Here is a 16,144-nt window from a genome sequence, read left to right on the forward strand (position 1 = left end):
GACGTGCAAGTCCGTGATCGGCACACAATCGGTTATGGCTATTCACCGAGCGTTTTCTTATGCTCGCGAATTGTTATGGCGGCTGTGTGTGGGAGGCCTTCGGGTCTGCCGGTTTGCCGATTCCGGTCTTGCACACCTATACACAGCTGCCACCTCATTCGAAGCGCAAGCGAAAAGGTGTTTAGCTCCTAATATCGGTACTACTCATATGATCAAGCCAACACCCAATCCACCACAAAACGAAGCCACCTCCCCCTACGAATCCCTCGATTCGAAGAAACTCCACGAAGCCGCCGAACGCGCGCTCAACCACCATTTCGCCCCACCACCCGGCGATAAACCCAAGCCTCGCAAAGGCAACCTCTTCACCGTCTCCCCCGACATCGACACCGAAGCCCTCCTGGCCAACGCCTCGGAAGACCTGCTATCCATCAGCGCCATCGCCGCCAACCTGGCCGACGACGTGGACGGAGCACGGCGCTCCTTAGCCTTGGCGCTAAGCAGATTGGCGGATGGGGTCCGGTTGTTGGTGGAGCGAGCACTGGATCATATTGATTCGCCCAATCCGGCGGAGCATCGGGCGAAGCTGTAGCAGAACCACGGATAGAAAAAGGGGACTTAAGTCCCCTTTCTTGATTATCCCTGACTCACCACTGACAGCCTGTCTGGGGAGGTGGGTTCATATCGCTATCGCTCTCGAATACGTACCTTTTTCCGGATATGTAGTTCGTATAGATCATTGCGTAAATCAGAGCACCTTGACTGACCATTGCATAATCTCCCGTCACCAGACCTTCGGACACTTCAATCCATCTTGTCGTGAATTGAGAGGGCCGATTCGGATCGAGTACCTCTTCCTCCGAATCCTTAAAGACGAGAGAAATGGCCTCCTTGGATTTACTGTACTGAACGCTTGCACCGCTCCATTTGGAAACCGAGTCGTAATAGCTTCTGAACTCAAAATTGATGTCCTTGCCTTCCTGCGAGCGGAAGCAAGAGACCTCCGTCGTGACTTCGCTGTGAGCCGTCATCGGACAGAGGAGTAGCAGGGCCAAAAAAACCGAAGAAAAATATTTCAAACCGATCATTCCTTTAGCGGTTCATAGGTAACTGAAAGCGCATTCGCACAGCGCAATAAGCGAGGTCTTCACGAAACAGACGGAAACTCATCTCGCACTGCCCATCCGCATATTGCTTCCAAACCGGATCGTCGAAGTCTCCCCCTCCGAGCAGATTGATCGAGGCCTTCAGACCGCTTTCGCGATCCTGCCCTGCCATCAACGAAGCAGCTTTGTAAAAACCATCATTAGGCATACCTGTCTGTAGATAAATGAGCTCGCCCAACCGGGCGGTGGTTGTCTGCGCCAAGCACGTAATCTTATCGATGGGCGCCTCCGCTCCCGGCAAAACCGCTTGATACAGATCCTCGCAATACGCTTCCTTGAAGCGCACCCATCTTCTTTGCACATCGGTGAGTTGCTTCCTGTCTGCGGGAGACAAGCTGGCCAGGGTTTTCTTGTATTGCTCATTCAACACAGCGTCGACTTTTTCGAAGCTTTGCTGGCCGCAAATGATCAAATCGGGATTGGTAAAGCTGTCAGGGTTGCAGGTTTCCTTAGCGTTAAGGGATGCAGCTGAAACACTTTTCACCGATGTCTCAGTTTTTTCCGGCCCGATGGGTAAGCAATTGGACAGACAAACCATCGTCGACAGATCCGGCTCCTCGCTTTTAGCAAAAGCATATGTAGCAGCACCGACACGAGTTCGGGCGCTATACACCGGAACACTGACGGCCAAGGATTTTGAGGGTTTGGATATAGATGAATCTTCCGGCACCAACATCACCACACCTTCGACGTCGCCGCACAGCGACTGCATTGCTGACTCGCTGAAAGAATCACCGCTTGGAGGACTGAATGGTTTGGAGCCGGGCCGGCAGTCGTAACCATGCCAGTGAGGCCCTGAATGTTCAGATGTGTCTAACGAGAAAATATAAATCCTCTCCAGAACAATCCTCCCACCGTCATAGCCAAACACCACCCAGCGGTGCGACTGAGCCCTTGAGAAGTTTTCATTGGCCAGTATGTATCGATCGCCATCCCGGTAGAGCTGAAACGAATTCAACGCTCCAGTCGACTCAGCTGTGTCGGATAGCTTCTTGCCGGAATGGGCATCCACCAAATAGCTATTACTGTCCATGACCACCGAGCAATTACTCGTGGCACTGTCTTGCTTGCATAACTGCAGAGACTGAAAGATCGGTTCAGCGGCTACTGCCAAAGGACACAAGAGCATCACCGATAAAAATAACTTCCTCAATACCGTTCCCTTGTTTTGATTCAGAAATGCGAAAGCGTCGTATCGAAATTTCCATATAGAGCTGACAGATTTATTTGTCGACGACCAACCCGCAAAATGGCAAGTTCAATCAAATAAATCCGCCCCCCTTCCCTCACTTATCCTGTGCAGTCAGATATTTTTTTATACTGCCAGCATCTTTATAAGCGCAGACTGCATTTTTTCCTGTCGCTAACTCACGCCCTTCCCTGCAATTCTGCAGTATGGAATCAGATGAATCGCCTGGAAAAAAGGAAACGGATAACCTGTCACCATCCTTTATTAGAGGCAACTCCAAAGTTGAATACGTAACACCGTCGAATTCGCTATTGGACAGTTTGCTTTTTGTCAAAACATACATTGTTTTTCCCGATCTATCTGGCGACTTCCATTCGTAGAAAAATACGGATGTAATTTGTTCACCCTCGATCTTCCAGACATAATTTAAGGTAGCTTTATCGGAATTTATCGAAGAATAGAATATTTCCGCGTCTGCCACATGCACGTCTTTAATTTTATTCTTTAAATTATTCTTCAGAAAATACACTACAATTTTTTGTTGACCTACAGCAGCGACAACTGGAGGATGCAACTCCCCAATAGACGGCGCTTCAGCGGCCCAAGCATTTGAAATCATAAAGCCGACAGCAAATGCACAAGTTTTGAACGTTTTAAATACCTTCGAATATTTTTTCAACTTTGTATATCCTTTCAAAATTGTTCCATCGTTTAAGATAACTGTCGGTATCTCTATTGATGATTTTAGTTACAGCATCGACATTTTCTCTAGTATCTCCTTTGTCTGCTTCTGCAAAGATACTGTTTTTAAGCCAAAAGTAGACGCCAGATCTTACCGAATACTGATATTTTGTATGTAGTAAGTCCGGGCTTCCAACAAAATCAACCTCTTCCCCCCAAAACGTTTTGTGATATGTTTTGAAAGCTTCATAGTTAGCCTTGCCTGTTAGATGCTTTAGACCTCTACCGCGGTACTTCCATCCCATACCAGAGGCGACATTTCCATTACCAAGCCTACTGGCATAAGCTCGATTCGCAATAGCGATCTGATTTTGAGGGGACACATATTTCGTAGGGCCTGGATAGCCATAGGTTGTAGCCTCGCCGGGGTGGCTCGCGAAGTAACCAAAAGTAGACTTAAGCCCTTCCACACCATACGTGAAATCTTCTTCAACCGTACATTTCGATCCGATTTCCTGCCTGACTTGAGCGAAAAAGTGACTCAACCTCAGAACAGTATCTAGTTTGTACTTTTCACTATTCTCATTTATTTGAGATGCAACCTCAGCTAATAAATCATCCTTCTCAGCAGTATTTTTTAAACCTTCAAAAACTTTTTTCAGCATCGCAACGGTTATCTTTATTTTCCCACGTGAACTAATTGCATTACCTACAAATGCGACTGGATGAAAATGCCAAATAAGTCCGCTGCCAAGCTGTTTCGTCTGCAAAGCGGGATCGTCCCAAAAAACCAAACTATTGATTCTAGCCTGTTCATGTTCAAGTACCTCTGGGCTTCCTTCGAGCAGCTGTGCCAAACGAGCCCACTTCGGTGTATCAGCTTTATCTTTCCATTCAGTTGGGTGATAGGCGATGAGTTTTGACCAGTGATCTCTGAGTTCTACATTTTTCAGCGCTTTAGGAAAGTCTTGAGGTGTCACTTTTCCGTCACCATCACCTAATTCATCGAGCTCACTGTATAAATCCTTGAAAAAATCTGGCATGTCTTCGGGATCTAAAAAGCCGTCGGAGCTCGGATTAGACTCTTTGATGACGCGGAAGCCTAGTTTTTCCCAATCATGTTGCGTGAGTAGCGTAACTTCACTTTTTTTGAGTAAACCATTCTTGGTTTCACCGTTGTCTACGACTGTTAGCTCATACCACTCAAAAGTGTCCGTAAATGGAACAGCTTTACCAAGTTCAACAACATGCTCTTTGACCAGCTCAAAAGTTCCGATCTCAGGAGGTTTTTTGCTTAGTACAGTTGCAGCGGGTAAGTGAATGTACTGCTTGCCTTGCTTAATCCCTGCCGTATTCTTTAGAAAATCTTCAATCCTCGGATCGGCAGAAAAAACCTCCAAATGAACCTGATATTTACCCGCAACCCCGCCAGTTGGACTTTGAAGCGTTTCATTCATACCCAAATATCCAATTGGGTCGCCAGCCTTGATGGCCGTACCCAAAGGCACGACCTTATCAAAAGCGGTCGGCGTCAATTCACGCCAATCGACGAAGCGGTTTGGAGCGATATCCTCGACACAAGCCCAGAAATTTGGTGGTACTGAGAGCGTTTGATTTTTAAGCCCAGTGGCTGGACCCGAAGTGCTCGGAATGAATGTGCATTCTGCCATCCGCAGTGTTTGACTGCCCACTTTCAGATTGAATACTTTTCCACTATCGAACTCGATTGTGCTGTTAGTGCAAAGAACTAACCCCGTCCCCATTGGGTCACCGGCTGGGGCGCCGTGAGCAAGAGTCGCTGGTGGCTTACGAAGTGTTAACCCCGTTCCTGTCACCACTGCTTTGACTTTGCCTTGCCAGTAACCAGGTTTCGTACGCTCAGGAAGCAGGACAGTAATCCAACTGGCACCTCCGCCTGTTTTGGGGTAAGCGACGCCATCTTTTTTATAGGCAAACCAAAACTCCTGGCCATCAACCCGGCCGACAACAGTACCTTTAAGAAGTTTGCCTTTAGCGTGTATGCCGTCCACGTGTTCTTCAAGGATCTCTATCTCGGTTCCCGAAGAAATCCCGCCGTACTCAATACAGCCAACTGCATCTTTTATATCGCTACGCGCTTTGAAGCCACCTGCAACCATCTTAATTCTCGGTGTAGGTATTTCCTCTGGCGGTGCCGGGTATCGGTCAAACGGTAACAGATGCATATAAAGACTATAGAGCGTCAGCTCATTGTGCGTATTTGGCGTTACTTCGGTATTTGCTGGAGACTTGTATTCATGGCGAACAAGGCAAAAGGAATTGGAGTATTTCAGGGCTTCTGAGTCGCTCGCGCCTTCGAATGTCGACGTCAGATAATCCTTATTCAACCTATACGCCACCACTACCCCATCGCCTATGCAACGGACAGGTTCATCACGTACGCATTGTGGAGCACTCTTATTGCTAATGTGAATTCCGCCGTGCCAAAACTTGTGGTTCCCCAAGAGATAGTGACCTGAAGTTTCTAGCTCAAGAGCAGCGAACAGTTCATCGGCGTCTTTAAACTGAGTCCCGCCTGTCTTGCGAATCGGGAATTGGAAAGCTGATGTACTAGCCACTCCAGGCTCTGACACCGGCGGAGCACTAGCGGGAGCCGTCGTCTGCTGGTTCCACCATGTCTCGGGGCTGATTAAAGTGCCAGTGGGTCCCTTCATTTGATAATGCACGTGACGAGGATACTGTGCAGCGCCATTTGGCCCTTGCCCACCCATCGCACCAATTTCATCACCCGCTGCAACAGTCGCGCCCACGCTTACGATGTGGCTGCTTGTATGCAGAATTTCGTGGCTATTACCCTCCGCATCTTTGATCTTAATCGTGCCGTATGATCCGCCTGTAAATGTGACTACACCGGCTATCGGCGCATATACCTTTGGGTATTGCAAATTTATACCGTTCTGCCCGCCGATATAATTAAAGTCTGTACCACCATGGGGACCACTAGGTCGTTGTTCGCCATAATGACCCGTAATATGTGGTTGCTGACCATTCACGGGCGGTAAAACACGAAGCATCACTTCAGCGAAAGACATAAAACTTCCTTTTCAAATGGCAATCAAAGTGAATAATCTTTGACTTCGTCTAAAAACCAACACGAGCTAAACTTAAATACGTAAATAACTTGGTAGTCTGTATCAGGCTTTTCTAATTTTACTGCGGCCTCTTCACTTGTACTATCTAGAACTTGCAACTTAAGACCTGTCTCCTCCCGACGTTTCTTGTCAGGTATTACAGGAAATACAATTTTCATCTTTTCAATTAGTATGGCTTCTTGTTTGGGCTCTGGCTCCGCATCTACTGTGATAATTTTCTTAAGCGGCAAATTAGTAAACTCCTCCTGAACAGAAGAGCTTTCAGTAAATGCAACTAAAAACTTTGTGAATTCCTTCGAGGGGCATAAAGTTGCACTACTGCTGGCAGCCTGAACACTGATGGAGAACAAACCAAGCATCGTGGCCAACATAAAAAAACAGAAACGTTGCTGAGCTTTCATTTCTTAACCCTTTTTTTCTTACTCAGAAAACACAAAAAAAGCCTTCGGTTTAACCTTCTCAGGCACAGCATTCCCCAACGCCTGATCCATCAAACTCCCCGCCTTATCCTTATCCGCAGCCCCCGGCAACACCGGCGGCTTAATTCCAATCCCTGTCCCGCTCCCTGCCGAACCACCCGCATTAATCTTCACCACCGGCCCAACAACGGTCACACCACCGGCATCCAGCTTGATAAAGCTCCCTCCCCCCAAAATGGTGAGTTCGCTGCCAGCTTCAATAACAATCTTCGCCCCAGCCTTCAGATGAATCTCTTTCCCGACACTCGTCAGCTGCGCAGTCCCGAGCTTCACGTGCTGGTTCTGCCCAATCGTCAGGTGATCATCCAGCCGCGCTTCAACCTTGCGGTCGGCGATGGTGGTGCGGTGTTCTTCGGCTTTCAGTTCGGTGTAGGTGTTCTTCACCACCGTGTCGTGGCGTTCGTTACCCACGCGAATCTTCTGATCATGCTCAATGTTTTCATCCCAATCCCGCTGCGCATGGATGAAGATCTGCTCGGCCCCTTTCTTGTCTTCAATCCGCAGTTCATTGAACCCACCGCCCCCCGGTGAGCTGAGGGTTTTGAACACGGTGCGAGTCTTGTTCGCCGGCAGGTCGTAGGGAACGAGGTTTTCCTTGTGGTACAGGCAACCGGTCACCAGCGGTTGGTCAGGATCCCCTTCAAGGAACGTGACGAGCACTTCCATGCCGATGCGCGGGATGGCGATGGCGCCATAACGGTCGCCGGCCCAACTCGAAGAGACGCGCATCCAGCAGCTGGTTTTGTCGTCGGCCAGGCCTTCGCGGTCCCAGTGGAATTGCACTTTGATGCGGCCGTATTGGTCGCAGTGGATTTCTTCGCCTTTGGGGCCGGTGACCATGGCGGTCTGGCTGCCGAGCACGCGGGGTTTCGGGTGTTCCAGGGCTGGGCGGTAGAACACGGCCCACGGGGTGGCGAGGAAGCGGTTGCGGTAGCCCTGGTGGAAGTCATCTTTGTTGTCGGTGGTGTCGCTGGTCACGGACTCTTCGAGCACTTGCGGTTGTTTGCCTTCGTGGACGATTTCGGTGAGCAGCCAGAGGTCGTTCCACTCGGTGCGCGGGTGGTCGGACATTTCCAGGAAGTGGCCGCTGATCAGCCTGGTCTGGTCGCCGTGACCTTCGGCTTGTTGGTAGTCGGCGCGGTGGCGTTCGAGGGCGCGTTGGCTGAGAAATTTGCCGCGCGCGCGATCGAGGAAGCGGCCAGGGTAGTCGTAATCTTCCAGATCCGGTTCGGTGCTTTCGCCGTCGGGTTTGTAGGCGGCTTCGAGTTGCAGGCGCGGTTTTTCAAAATCGTAGTCGCGGCGCGTGACGCGGCCGGTGCGGGTTTCGAGGCGCAGTTTGAAGCCTTTGATGACGGGCTCGTCGGCGACCATGCCGCTGCCTTGCACATACGCGGTTGGCTGGCCGAGCTTCGGAAATACGGTCTGGTCGTCGCCGAACACCAGCAGATGGCCTTTGTCGCTGTGCTGGAAGTGGTAGTGAATGCCTTCCTCTTCGCACAGGCGCTGGACGAAGTGCAGGTCGGTTTCGTCGTACTGCACGCAGTAGTCGCGGTCCGGGAATGGCTGGCTGAGCTGGAAGCGGTAGGCGTTGCCCTTGATGCCGTGCTCGTCGAGGATCAGCGCGATGATTTTCGGCGCGGACATCTGCTGGTAGATGCGCTGGTTGGTGCGGTGATGCAGGTATTGCAGTTGCGGCACCAGGGAGATTTTGTAGCGGGTCAGGCGCTTGCCGGCATCGCCTTGGGCGACGCGGTAGATCTGGCCGTGGATGCCGGAACCCTGCGGATCGAACGCCAGGAACGCCTGTTTGTGCAGGAGTTTTTCCAGGTCCAGATCGGGGTTTTCGCTGACCAGTTCCAGGTCGAAGCGATACGGCTGGCTGATGCCTTCAGTGCCGGTGAACGACAGCACTTGCAGGTCGCCCACGTAGTCTTCAACAGTGAGGCTGAAGTGGGTTTCGTTAGCTGAGTTGAACATTGCTTGCTCCCTGTTCGGTAGTCATCCGTTACGCCCGCAGTCGCAGGCGTTGCAGCAAAGACGAAGTGGCGCCCAGGGCGTCACGCAGTTGGGCGGCGGTGATGGTGCGCTTGGCCGCATCGAAAGCCAGCGCCGTTCGCAGGGCTGGCCAGCAGTGTTTCGGTAGATTCCGTGGAGCGTGCAGTTCGCGTTCGAGGTGGCCGTCGCGGGCTTCGGTCGACGGCAAGCGGCGGAACGGGTGTTTGCCGCCCGCCAGTTCGTAGAGCACGCAGGCCACGCCGTAGACATCTGCACTGGCCGACAGCGGTTGGCCTTCAAGCAGTTCGGGGGCTGCGTAGCCCGGGGTCCAGGCGTTGAAGCGGTCGCGGCTCAGGTGTGGCAAGCCAGGCAGGATGCCCTCTTCAGCCTGGCCGAGGCCGAAGTCGAACAGGCGCACGCCTTCTTCGCTGAGCATCACGTTGCTCGGTTTCATGTCACCGTGCAGCACGCCGCGAGCGTGGGCGTAGGCCAGCGCGTCGAGCAGCGGCAGCGCGATGTCGCGCAGTTCTTTCCACGGCAGGCCCAAGGGGCGCTCGCAGAGTAATTTATCCAGGGTCAGCCCACGCATGAGTTCCATGGTGATGAAGGCGCGCTGGCAATCGGTGTCCACTTCAAAGCTGTGCAAGCGCAGCACGTTGTCGTGGCGCAGGCGTCGGATCAGGGCGAACTCGCTGTAGAGCAAGGCGCTGGCGTCCGGCGATTCGGCAAATTCTTCGCTGAGGATCTTCAGCGCTATGTAAGGGTCGGGATCGCCGAACTGTTCGCTCAGCAAGTCCCGTGCGCGGTAAACCGCGCCCATGCCGCCGGCACCGAGCAGACGCTCGATGCGGTAACGGCCTGCGAGCACGTCGGGCATTTCGCCGATGCTGGCCTTGGTTGGCGCCAGCGCGGGCTCGGCTTTATGCGACTTGGCGAACGCGAAGTAAGTCAGGTTATTGGCTTCCTCGTCGGTCACCAGCAGGTCGTCGAGCGGCGGCATGAGTTGGGTCATTGTCGGATCACCACGGCAGTCAGGTTGTCCCGGGCCGAGCCACGCAAGGCGCCGTCGAACAGACGCTCCAGCGCAACGTGCGGCGCGGTCAGGCTCAGGGCGTTGCCCAAGGCATCGCTGCTGAGTCCTTGGTACAAACCGTCGCTGCACAACAGAAACGTATCGCCGGGGTAGACCTCGAGTTCGAGCACGTCCAGCGTCAGCACATCAGCCGCCCCGACCGCACGGGTCAGGGCATGGGCCGATGGATGCGCACGGGCGTCCTCGACGCTCATGTTTTGCTCGTCGATCAGTTGCTGTTGCAGCGAATGGTCCTTGGACAGCTGATACAAACGCTGGCCGCGCCACAGGTAGCAACGGCTGTCGCCGGCCCAGATACAGGCCGCTCGATTGCCTTCCACCAGCAGCGCCACCACGGTGCTGCCCATGATGCTGTCATGGCGCCCGGCGGTGACGGTCAACTCCTGACCCAAGCGGCGATTCAACCAGTGCAGGCACTGGCGAATACCTTTGAGTCGTTCGTCGAAGTCGTCCTGCACCGGCAATTCCGCCAGGCTGGCGACGATCAACTGGCTGGCGATGTCGCCACCCTGATGACCGCCCATGCCGTCCGCGACCACCCACAGCCCCTGCTGTGGACAGTCGAGGAAAGCATCTTCGTTGCGCGCCCGAACCTTGCCCGGATCGGTACGCGCAGCGCTGCGCCAGGGACTGGCAACCAGCATCAGAGCTGCACCGGCATACGGAAGGTGCGCAGCACGCCCATGTCGAACGGGTTCGGCGTGCGCTGGCTGCTGAGCAGGTAATTGGCGCGCAGGCCACCCACGTCAGCTTTCAGGACCATCACGTCGCGACCGTTCAGGTACTCGGTCTGCATCAGGTCGAACAGACGGAACAGCGACCACGGGCCGGTGTTCTTCTCGATGCCGATCGGGCGGCCAGCCATTTTGTCGAGGACCAGGCTGGTGCGACCGTCTTCAGCGTCGGTCGGCCATTTGAAGGACACCGGCACGATCGGGCCGTGACGGTATTCGATGGTCTTGTCGCCAAACTTGAACTCGGAACGGCTGACGGCCGGGTCGAGGGTGTACGGCTCCAGTTTGAACTGCACTTGCGGCTCGGCCGGGTTGACCGAGAAGAAGCTCTGGCGGATCACTTGGGCCGCGGCCATCTGGTCGAGGTAGACCTTGGAGATCGGCATGCTGTGACCGTCGATGGAACGCAGACGGTAATTGCCTGGATCGCCACTGACGAACGGACGCATGTAGGTCTCGAAGAAGCGATCGTTGATGCCCTGCGCCTTGAAGAACTCGCGGAAATCGCTGATCGCGACGTCGCTGGTGCTGTGGGCGCTGAACGGGTAACGCTTGTTGATCGCCTTGCCGTAGAAGCTGTACAGCTCGCTCTGATAACGCTGGTTCAGGTACTGGTAGGAATCGTTCAGCACCAGACGCCAGGTGTCTTCGGCCAGCACGTTGAACCAGACGCTGACGGGACGCGGCAGACGGTTCGAGGCATTGCGCAAGTTGCTCAGCGCATCACGCTGGCCGCTCATGCGAGTCTTGGCCATTTCGAACGCGGCCTGATCCGGGGAACTGGCACGCGCCAGGCTCGCCAGTTGCAGTTGCAGGTCGTTGAGCGCCGTCAGTGCCGGGGTCAAATCAGCGGCCGGGCCGTTGTTGTCATCCAGCAGACGGTGCAACGGTTCGAAGCGGCGTTGCAGGGATTTCTTCGCGGTATCCGGCAGGTTTTTGATCGCCGCCATCTCCGAAGCCTGGTCCGCTGCGGCAGACGCCAGTTTGCCCAGCTTGCCCAATTTGCCTTTCTGATCGGCCAGTGCTCCAGCGGCATCAGCCGCTTGCTCAGCCGGTTCGGCTTCTGCCGGGAACCGGGTGTTCTCGCGCACTTCCACCAGCAGTTGCAGCACCGGGGAATTGGCCGACGTCAGGCCCGCCAGTTGCTCGGCGCCCTCGCCCGCATCATTGATCGGTGGCAGGGCAACCTGGCCGACCGCTTCACTCCAGAAGTTGGCGTAGTCGCGGAAGTACAATTGCTCCAGTTCAACCATCAGGCGGCGCAAGTCCATGCCGCTGATGCCCGCGCCTTCGCCCAGTACCCAGTTGTCACGCAGGATATCGGTGACCAGCGCGCTGCCCTGAACCGAGAAATACTGCTGATAACCCTGCTGGGTGTAGAACCCCGGGATCACGTAATCGGTGCCGACAAACAGCGAAGCCTGCGGACCGATGTGTTGGCTCAGACGGTATTCCGGCAGGTTGCGGGCCTGCTCGCGCAGCATCCGGTAAACCACGTTGGCCAGCGACTCGCTGCGCAATACCTGACGCGCTTGGGCCACCAGTTGATCGTTCAGCGGGTAGATAAACGGCTGCTTGAGCAGACGCTCGAAGTGCGTGTTCAAACCGTTCTGCACCGCGGTGTTGCCGGCGTAACGCTGGGACCAGTCAGTGGCGACCCAATCCTTGAGCCATGCCGCATCGCGACGATCCTTCATGTTCAGCATCAGGTACGCGCGCAGGCTGTTGAGCAAGCGTTCGCGGTCCTTCATGTTGGCGCGGATCTGCCCTTCCAGCAGCGTCGCAACCTTCGGCAGCAACTGCGCTTCGAGCTCACGCTCGTAGGCGTCCTTGACCACCGGGTTGACCTCTTCACCTTGGTACAGGCCGCCACGCTCGTGGTACGACACGTCACCTTTTTTCGGGAAGACCTGGGTCGCCGCATAGCTGGTGTCGAGGGTCTTGAGCACGGCCATGGAATCATCACGCGCGGTCAGGGCCGAGCGCTGCTGAGTCCAGTTGGTGGCCAGGTTGCGCAGGTTTTCCAGACGCTCGTAGTTAGCGGAGAAACCGCCGGCCCAAAGCATACCGAACAGCGCCAGTGCCGCCAGTGCGCCCACGTACAGGGCACGTTGCCCCCAATGGATGCGGCTGCGTTCGCGCTTGTCCAGACCGGCCAGATCGGCCTCGGGGAAAATCACCCGGCTGAGCAAATGGTGAATGAACCGCGAACGGCCACTGCGCAAGGTCGGCAGCATGCCGGCGCTCATGCCCAGACTGGCGCCGATGCCGGCCGTGGTCTGGTCCATCTCTTGAGTCAGGTGCGGGGCGCTGGTCAGGTAGAAACCACGCAACTGGCTGACACGCTGGTAGCGGTTGCCGGTGAACGCCATGTCGACGAACAGGCACAGGCGCTCGCCGATCTGCCCCAGTTGATGCGGGAAGTCGAGGATGCGGCCACGGCGCTGGGTGTCGCGCTCCTGGTGCATGCGCATGATCACTTGGCTGTTGAGGCGACGCAGCAGCTCTTCGAACTCGGCGCGCAGGACGGCGACGTCGGTGCCGCTCTGCTCTTTGCGGAAGCTGGTGCCGAGCACCTGATCGCTTTCTTCACGGGTCAGTTGATCGAAGAACTCGTCGAAACCGAGCAGCTTGTCCGCCTTGCTCAGCACCAGATAAACCGGCACATCGACATGCAGTTTTTGATGCACGTCTTGCAGACGCGCACGCACCTGGCGAGCCAGGGTGTCGAGGTCCTGTTCGGTGTTGCCCAGCAGCAATTCAACCGGGATGGTCACCAGCACGCCGTTCAACGGACGGTTGCGGCGACGCTTGCGCAGCAGGTCGAGCAAGGTGCTCCAGGCACTGCCATCGACTTCGGCATCCGGCTGGGTCAGGTAACGCCCGGCGGTGTCGATCAGCACACCGTGGTCGGCGAAGTACCAGTCGCAATGACGGGTGCCGAGGGTGTCGCGGGTCAGCTTGCGGTCGATCTTGTTGATCGGAAACTCAAGGCCCGAGAAGTCCAGCAGGCTGGTCTTGCCACTGCCCTGCGGGCCGATCAGCAAGTACCACGGCAAGTCACTGCGCCAGCGTTCGCTGCGACCGCGATACAGACTCGAGGTCTTCAGGGTTTTCAACGCATCCTTGAAGCGCACGCGAAGTTCTTTCTGCTCTTCGTCGATCAGCTCTTCACGGCGGATACGATCCTGGCCGTCTTCGGTGTCTTCGATAGCCTTTTTGCGTACGCCAGCGCGCCAGCTGACGAAGACCATGGTCAGGCCCCAGATCAGGAACAGCACACTGATGGTCAGCAGGCGGGAGGTCGAACCTTCCCAGAACTTGTAGTCATCAACGGCCAGCAGCGGCCCGACAAACCACACCAGCAGCGCGACAAACAGCACCACCAGCAAGGTCCAGACCCAGGTCTTGCGCAAGAATGCGCCGACTTTCTTGAAAAACTTTTTCATCACACGTCCCTGTTTACGGCTGCGACTGCGGCTGGACCGCGGCCGGATCTAGCTGCTGAAAAGGTTGCAGAACGGTTTCGCGTTGCTCGCCCAATACCCAGGCGAAACCCGAATACATCACCACCAGGCAGACCACGGTGAACAGCACCACCATCCACGCCGGCACGATGCGCACCAGGCTGCGGCGCTGATCGTTCAAGCCTTCCCAATGCGGCGACAACTCACGAGGCACGTCGCCGCGCAACTGACGGATCTGGCGATACAAGGCGTCGCGGATGCCTTCGAGCTCGAGCATGCCGCGGGCTTGCACCCGGTATTTGCCTTCGAAACCGAGGGACAGGCACAGGTACATCAGCTCCAGCATCGGCAGGTGCTTGACCGGGTTTTTCGACAGGCGATCGAGCAGCTGGAAGAACTTCTCGCCACCGAAGGTTTCGTTGTGGAAGCTGCTGAGCAGGCTCATCTGCGACCACTCGCTTTCGTTGCCCCACGGCGTGGTCACGACGGCTTCGTCGACCACGGTGCAGAGCACGTAACGCGCGGCCATCACCTGGCTGCTTTCGGCGCCGTTGTGCAGGGCGCGCACTTCAAACAGTTTCAGCCCGGCAGTCAGGCGCTCGTTGAGCGCGTACATGTCTTCGCGGGTATCGCTGTGCTTGAGGCGCACCACTTCCGACAACAGATCGGACGCCGCGGCCACCAGCGAATTGAGGCTGATGTTGAAGGATTCCGCCGGGCGCAGGCGCGCGGCATAAATCATCCGTTCTTCAAGCTGTTCGAAGCGCGGCGGTGCAGCGAAGTCTGTCAGCGGACTCGAAGCAGGGCCGTGGCCCTGGCGGTCGAGCAGGACGGTTTTATCGTCCTGGTTATGTTCCATGTCCTTGATCATGTCGGTCAGTTCCTGATGGCCCAGAATTTCAGTTCAAGCTCGGCAAATTCGCCGGACACGTGGAACGCGAAGCCGCCGGAGCGCTCGAGTTGTGCCAGGTCTTCGGAACTGAGTTCGAGAATGAAATAGGTTTTGTTGGAGTGGAACGCGATCTGCCGTGGTGCCACCGGCAACGGTTTGACCTTGATCCCCGGCAGGTGCAGGTTGACCAGTTGGCGGATGCGCTCCACCGGGCCGACCTTGAGGTGCGCCGGCAAGCGGTGGCGCAATTCTTCAGAGTCGCAGTTGGCACTGGCGGCGAGCACGAACGAGGCCGAGCCCAGCAGTTTATGGTCGTGCAACGGCGAGACAATGATCCCGTACTGACGCGCTTGCAGCACCAATTCGATGGCGTGCTGTTCGAGCACCATCGACAGCACCTGACGAATCGCTTCCATCAGTTTGCGGAAGCTCGCGCCCTGGTCGCTGTGCTGGTAACGGCTGTCCAGACGCGGGCGTTTGCTGTCGCTGGAGAAGGTTGCCAAGTCGCCGAGCATGGTCAGCAGCGTGCGGTACAACTCTTCCGGGTGAACCTGCTCCAGGCCTAGGTAGTGACGCAGCAGCAGTTCGGTGCGGTTGATCAGTTGCAGCATCATGAAGTCACCGACTTCCGCGCCACCGACCTTGCCGTTGGAACGGATGCGCTCGGCGATGGTGTCGCCACGGTGACCGAGCATGCTGATCACTTCTTTCAGGCACGACAGCAAGTAGCTGGAGGCATGCGCCTGAATGTAGGTCGGCACGAAATCCGGGTCGAGGCTGATTACGCCGTCGGGCGTGGTGTCGAGCACGTCGCAGATTTTCAGCTTCACGTAAGCCTGGTCGCTCTGTTGCTCACCGAGCAACAGTTTGAAGTCCGGGCGGCCACAGCTGACCTGGCTGGCGGAGTCATCGCCGGCGTTGGAGTCCGCCACTTCCGCTTCATACGCGGTATAGCGCGCCAGCACGTCGGATTGCTCCGGGCGGCGGGACTCGATGTGATTGCCGGTGACCAACGGCAGTGCCAGGTAGATCGGCGTGTTGCCGGTGTTCGGCGGCACGTCGAGGGCCAACGGCTCGGTGTTGCCGCCGAGCTCGAACAGACTGCCGTCCGGCAGAATCCCCGAGGCCTGGCTGATCACCAGTTTGCCCATGTTGAGGAACTGCAAATCGATTTCCAGATTGAGGAAGCCCCAGGTGTAGCTGCCCAGCAACTGGGTGCGGGTCTTCATCTGGTGCTCGTAATAACGGTCGTTATGCTGGAAGTGCTGCGGACGCAGCAGCATGCCTTCCTGCCAAATGACTTTATGGGAATTCATG

The 16,144-nt window shown here is 55.8% G+C and carries 12 protein-coding genes; 1 reads left to right on the top strand and 11 read right to left on the bottom strand.

Features of this window, described 5'->3' with window-relative positions:
- Positions 1-208 precede the first annotated feature (208 nt).
- Entirely contained in the window at positions 209-592 is a 384-nt protein-coding gene (locus tag FBY01_RS05615) for a DUF6124 family protein (protein ID WP_145306550.1), read from the top strand.
- A gap of 55 nt (positions 593-647) precedes the next feature.
- On the opposite strand, the gene FBY01_RS05620 is transcribed toward FBY01_RS05615, so the two are convergent.
- The 11 genes from FBY01_RS05620 to tssK all read right to left on the bottom strand — a co-directional run bounded on the left by FBY01_RS05620 (position 648) and on the right by tssK (position 16,143).
- A complete protein-coding gene (locus FBY01_RS05620; RefSeq protein WP_256672286.1) occupies positions 648-1,079 on the bottom strand; it encodes a hypothetical protein in 432 nt (143 codons plus the stop codon).
- 13 nt (positions 1,080-1,092) lie between these two features.
- Complete coding sequence (locus FBY01_RS31795; protein WP_229801709.1) at positions 1,093-2,199, bottom strand: lysozyme inhibitor LprI family protein; 1,107 nt, start codon at positions 2,197-2,199, stop codon at positions 1,093-1,095.
- Positions 2,200-2,452: 253 nt separating this feature from the next.
- Positions 2,453-3,034: a hypothetical protein gene (locus FBY01_RS05630; protein ID WP_145306546.1), complete on the bottom strand. Its 582-nt coding sequence runs from the start codon at positions 3,032-3,034 to the stop codon at positions 2,453-2,455.
- Entirely contained in the window at positions 3,009-6,107 is a 3,099-nt protein-coding gene (locus tag FBY01_RS05635) for a peptidoglycan DD-metalloendopeptidase family protein (RefSeq protein ID WP_145306544.1), read from the bottom strand. The genes FBY01_RS05630 and FBY01_RS05635 overlap by 26 nt, the downstream gene beginning before the upstream one ends.
- 23 nt (positions 6,108-6,130) lie before the next feature.
- On the bottom strand, positions 6,131-6,568 hold the full coding sequence (locus tag FBY01_RS05640) for a hypothetical protein (protein ID WP_145306542.1): 438 nt from the start codon (positions 6,566-6,568) through the stop codon (positions 6,131-6,133).
- Between the two features lie 18 nt (positions 6,569-6,586).
- The gene (locus FBY01_RS05645; protein WP_145306540.1) at positions 6,587-8,623 is read right to left on the bottom strand and encodes a type VI secretion system tip protein VgrG; all 2,037 of its coding nucleotides are present in this window, start codon (positions 8,621-8,623) and stop codon (positions 6,587-6,589) included.
- A gap of 28 nt (positions 8,624-8,651) precedes the next feature.
- On the bottom strand, positions 8,652-9,653 hold the full coding sequence (locus FBY01_RS05650; RefSeq protein WP_077748566.1) for a serine/threonine-protein kinase: 1,002 nt from the start codon (positions 9,651-9,653) through the stop codon (positions 8,652-8,654).
- The gene (locus FBY01_RS05655) at positions 9,650-10,378 is read right to left on the bottom strand and encodes a PP2C family serine/threonine-protein phosphatase (protein ID WP_010465258.1); all 729 of its coding nucleotides are present in this window, start codon (positions 10,376-10,378) and stop codon (positions 9,650-9,652) included. The genes FBY01_RS05650 and FBY01_RS05655 overlap by 4 nt, the downstream gene beginning before the upstream one ends.
- The gene (tssM, locus tag FBY01_RS05660) at positions 10,378-13,917 is read right to left on the bottom strand and encodes a type VI secretion system membrane subunit TssM (RefSeq protein WP_145306538.1); all 3,540 of its coding nucleotides are present in this window, start codon (positions 13,915-13,917) and stop codon (positions 10,378-10,380) included. The genes FBY01_RS05655 and tssM overlap by 1 nt, the downstream gene beginning before the upstream one ends.
- A gap of 13 nt (positions 13,918-13,930) precedes the next feature.
- The gene (gene icmH / locus FBY01_RS05665; protein ID WP_010465262.1) at positions 13,931-14,806 is read right to left on the bottom strand and encodes a type IVB secretion system protein IcmH/DotU; all 876 of its coding nucleotides are present in this window, start codon (positions 14,804-14,806) and stop codon (positions 13,931-13,933) included.
- 5 nt (positions 14,807-14,811) lie between these two features.
- The gene (gene tssK, locus FBY01_RS05670) at positions 14,812-16,143 is read right to left on the bottom strand and encodes a type VI secretion system baseplate subunit TssK (protein ID WP_077748563.1); all 1,332 of its coding nucleotides are present in this window, start codon (positions 16,141-16,143) and stop codon (positions 14,812-14,814) included.
- Position 16,144: the final 1 nt, after the last annotated feature.

The sequence above is a fragment of the Pseudomonas sp. SJZ077 genome (genome assembly GCF_007993905.1).
In the GTDB taxonomy this organism is placed as follows: Bacteria; Pseudomonadota; Gammaproteobacteria; order Pseudomonadales; family Pseudomonadaceae; genus Aquipseudomonas; species Aquipseudomonas mandelii.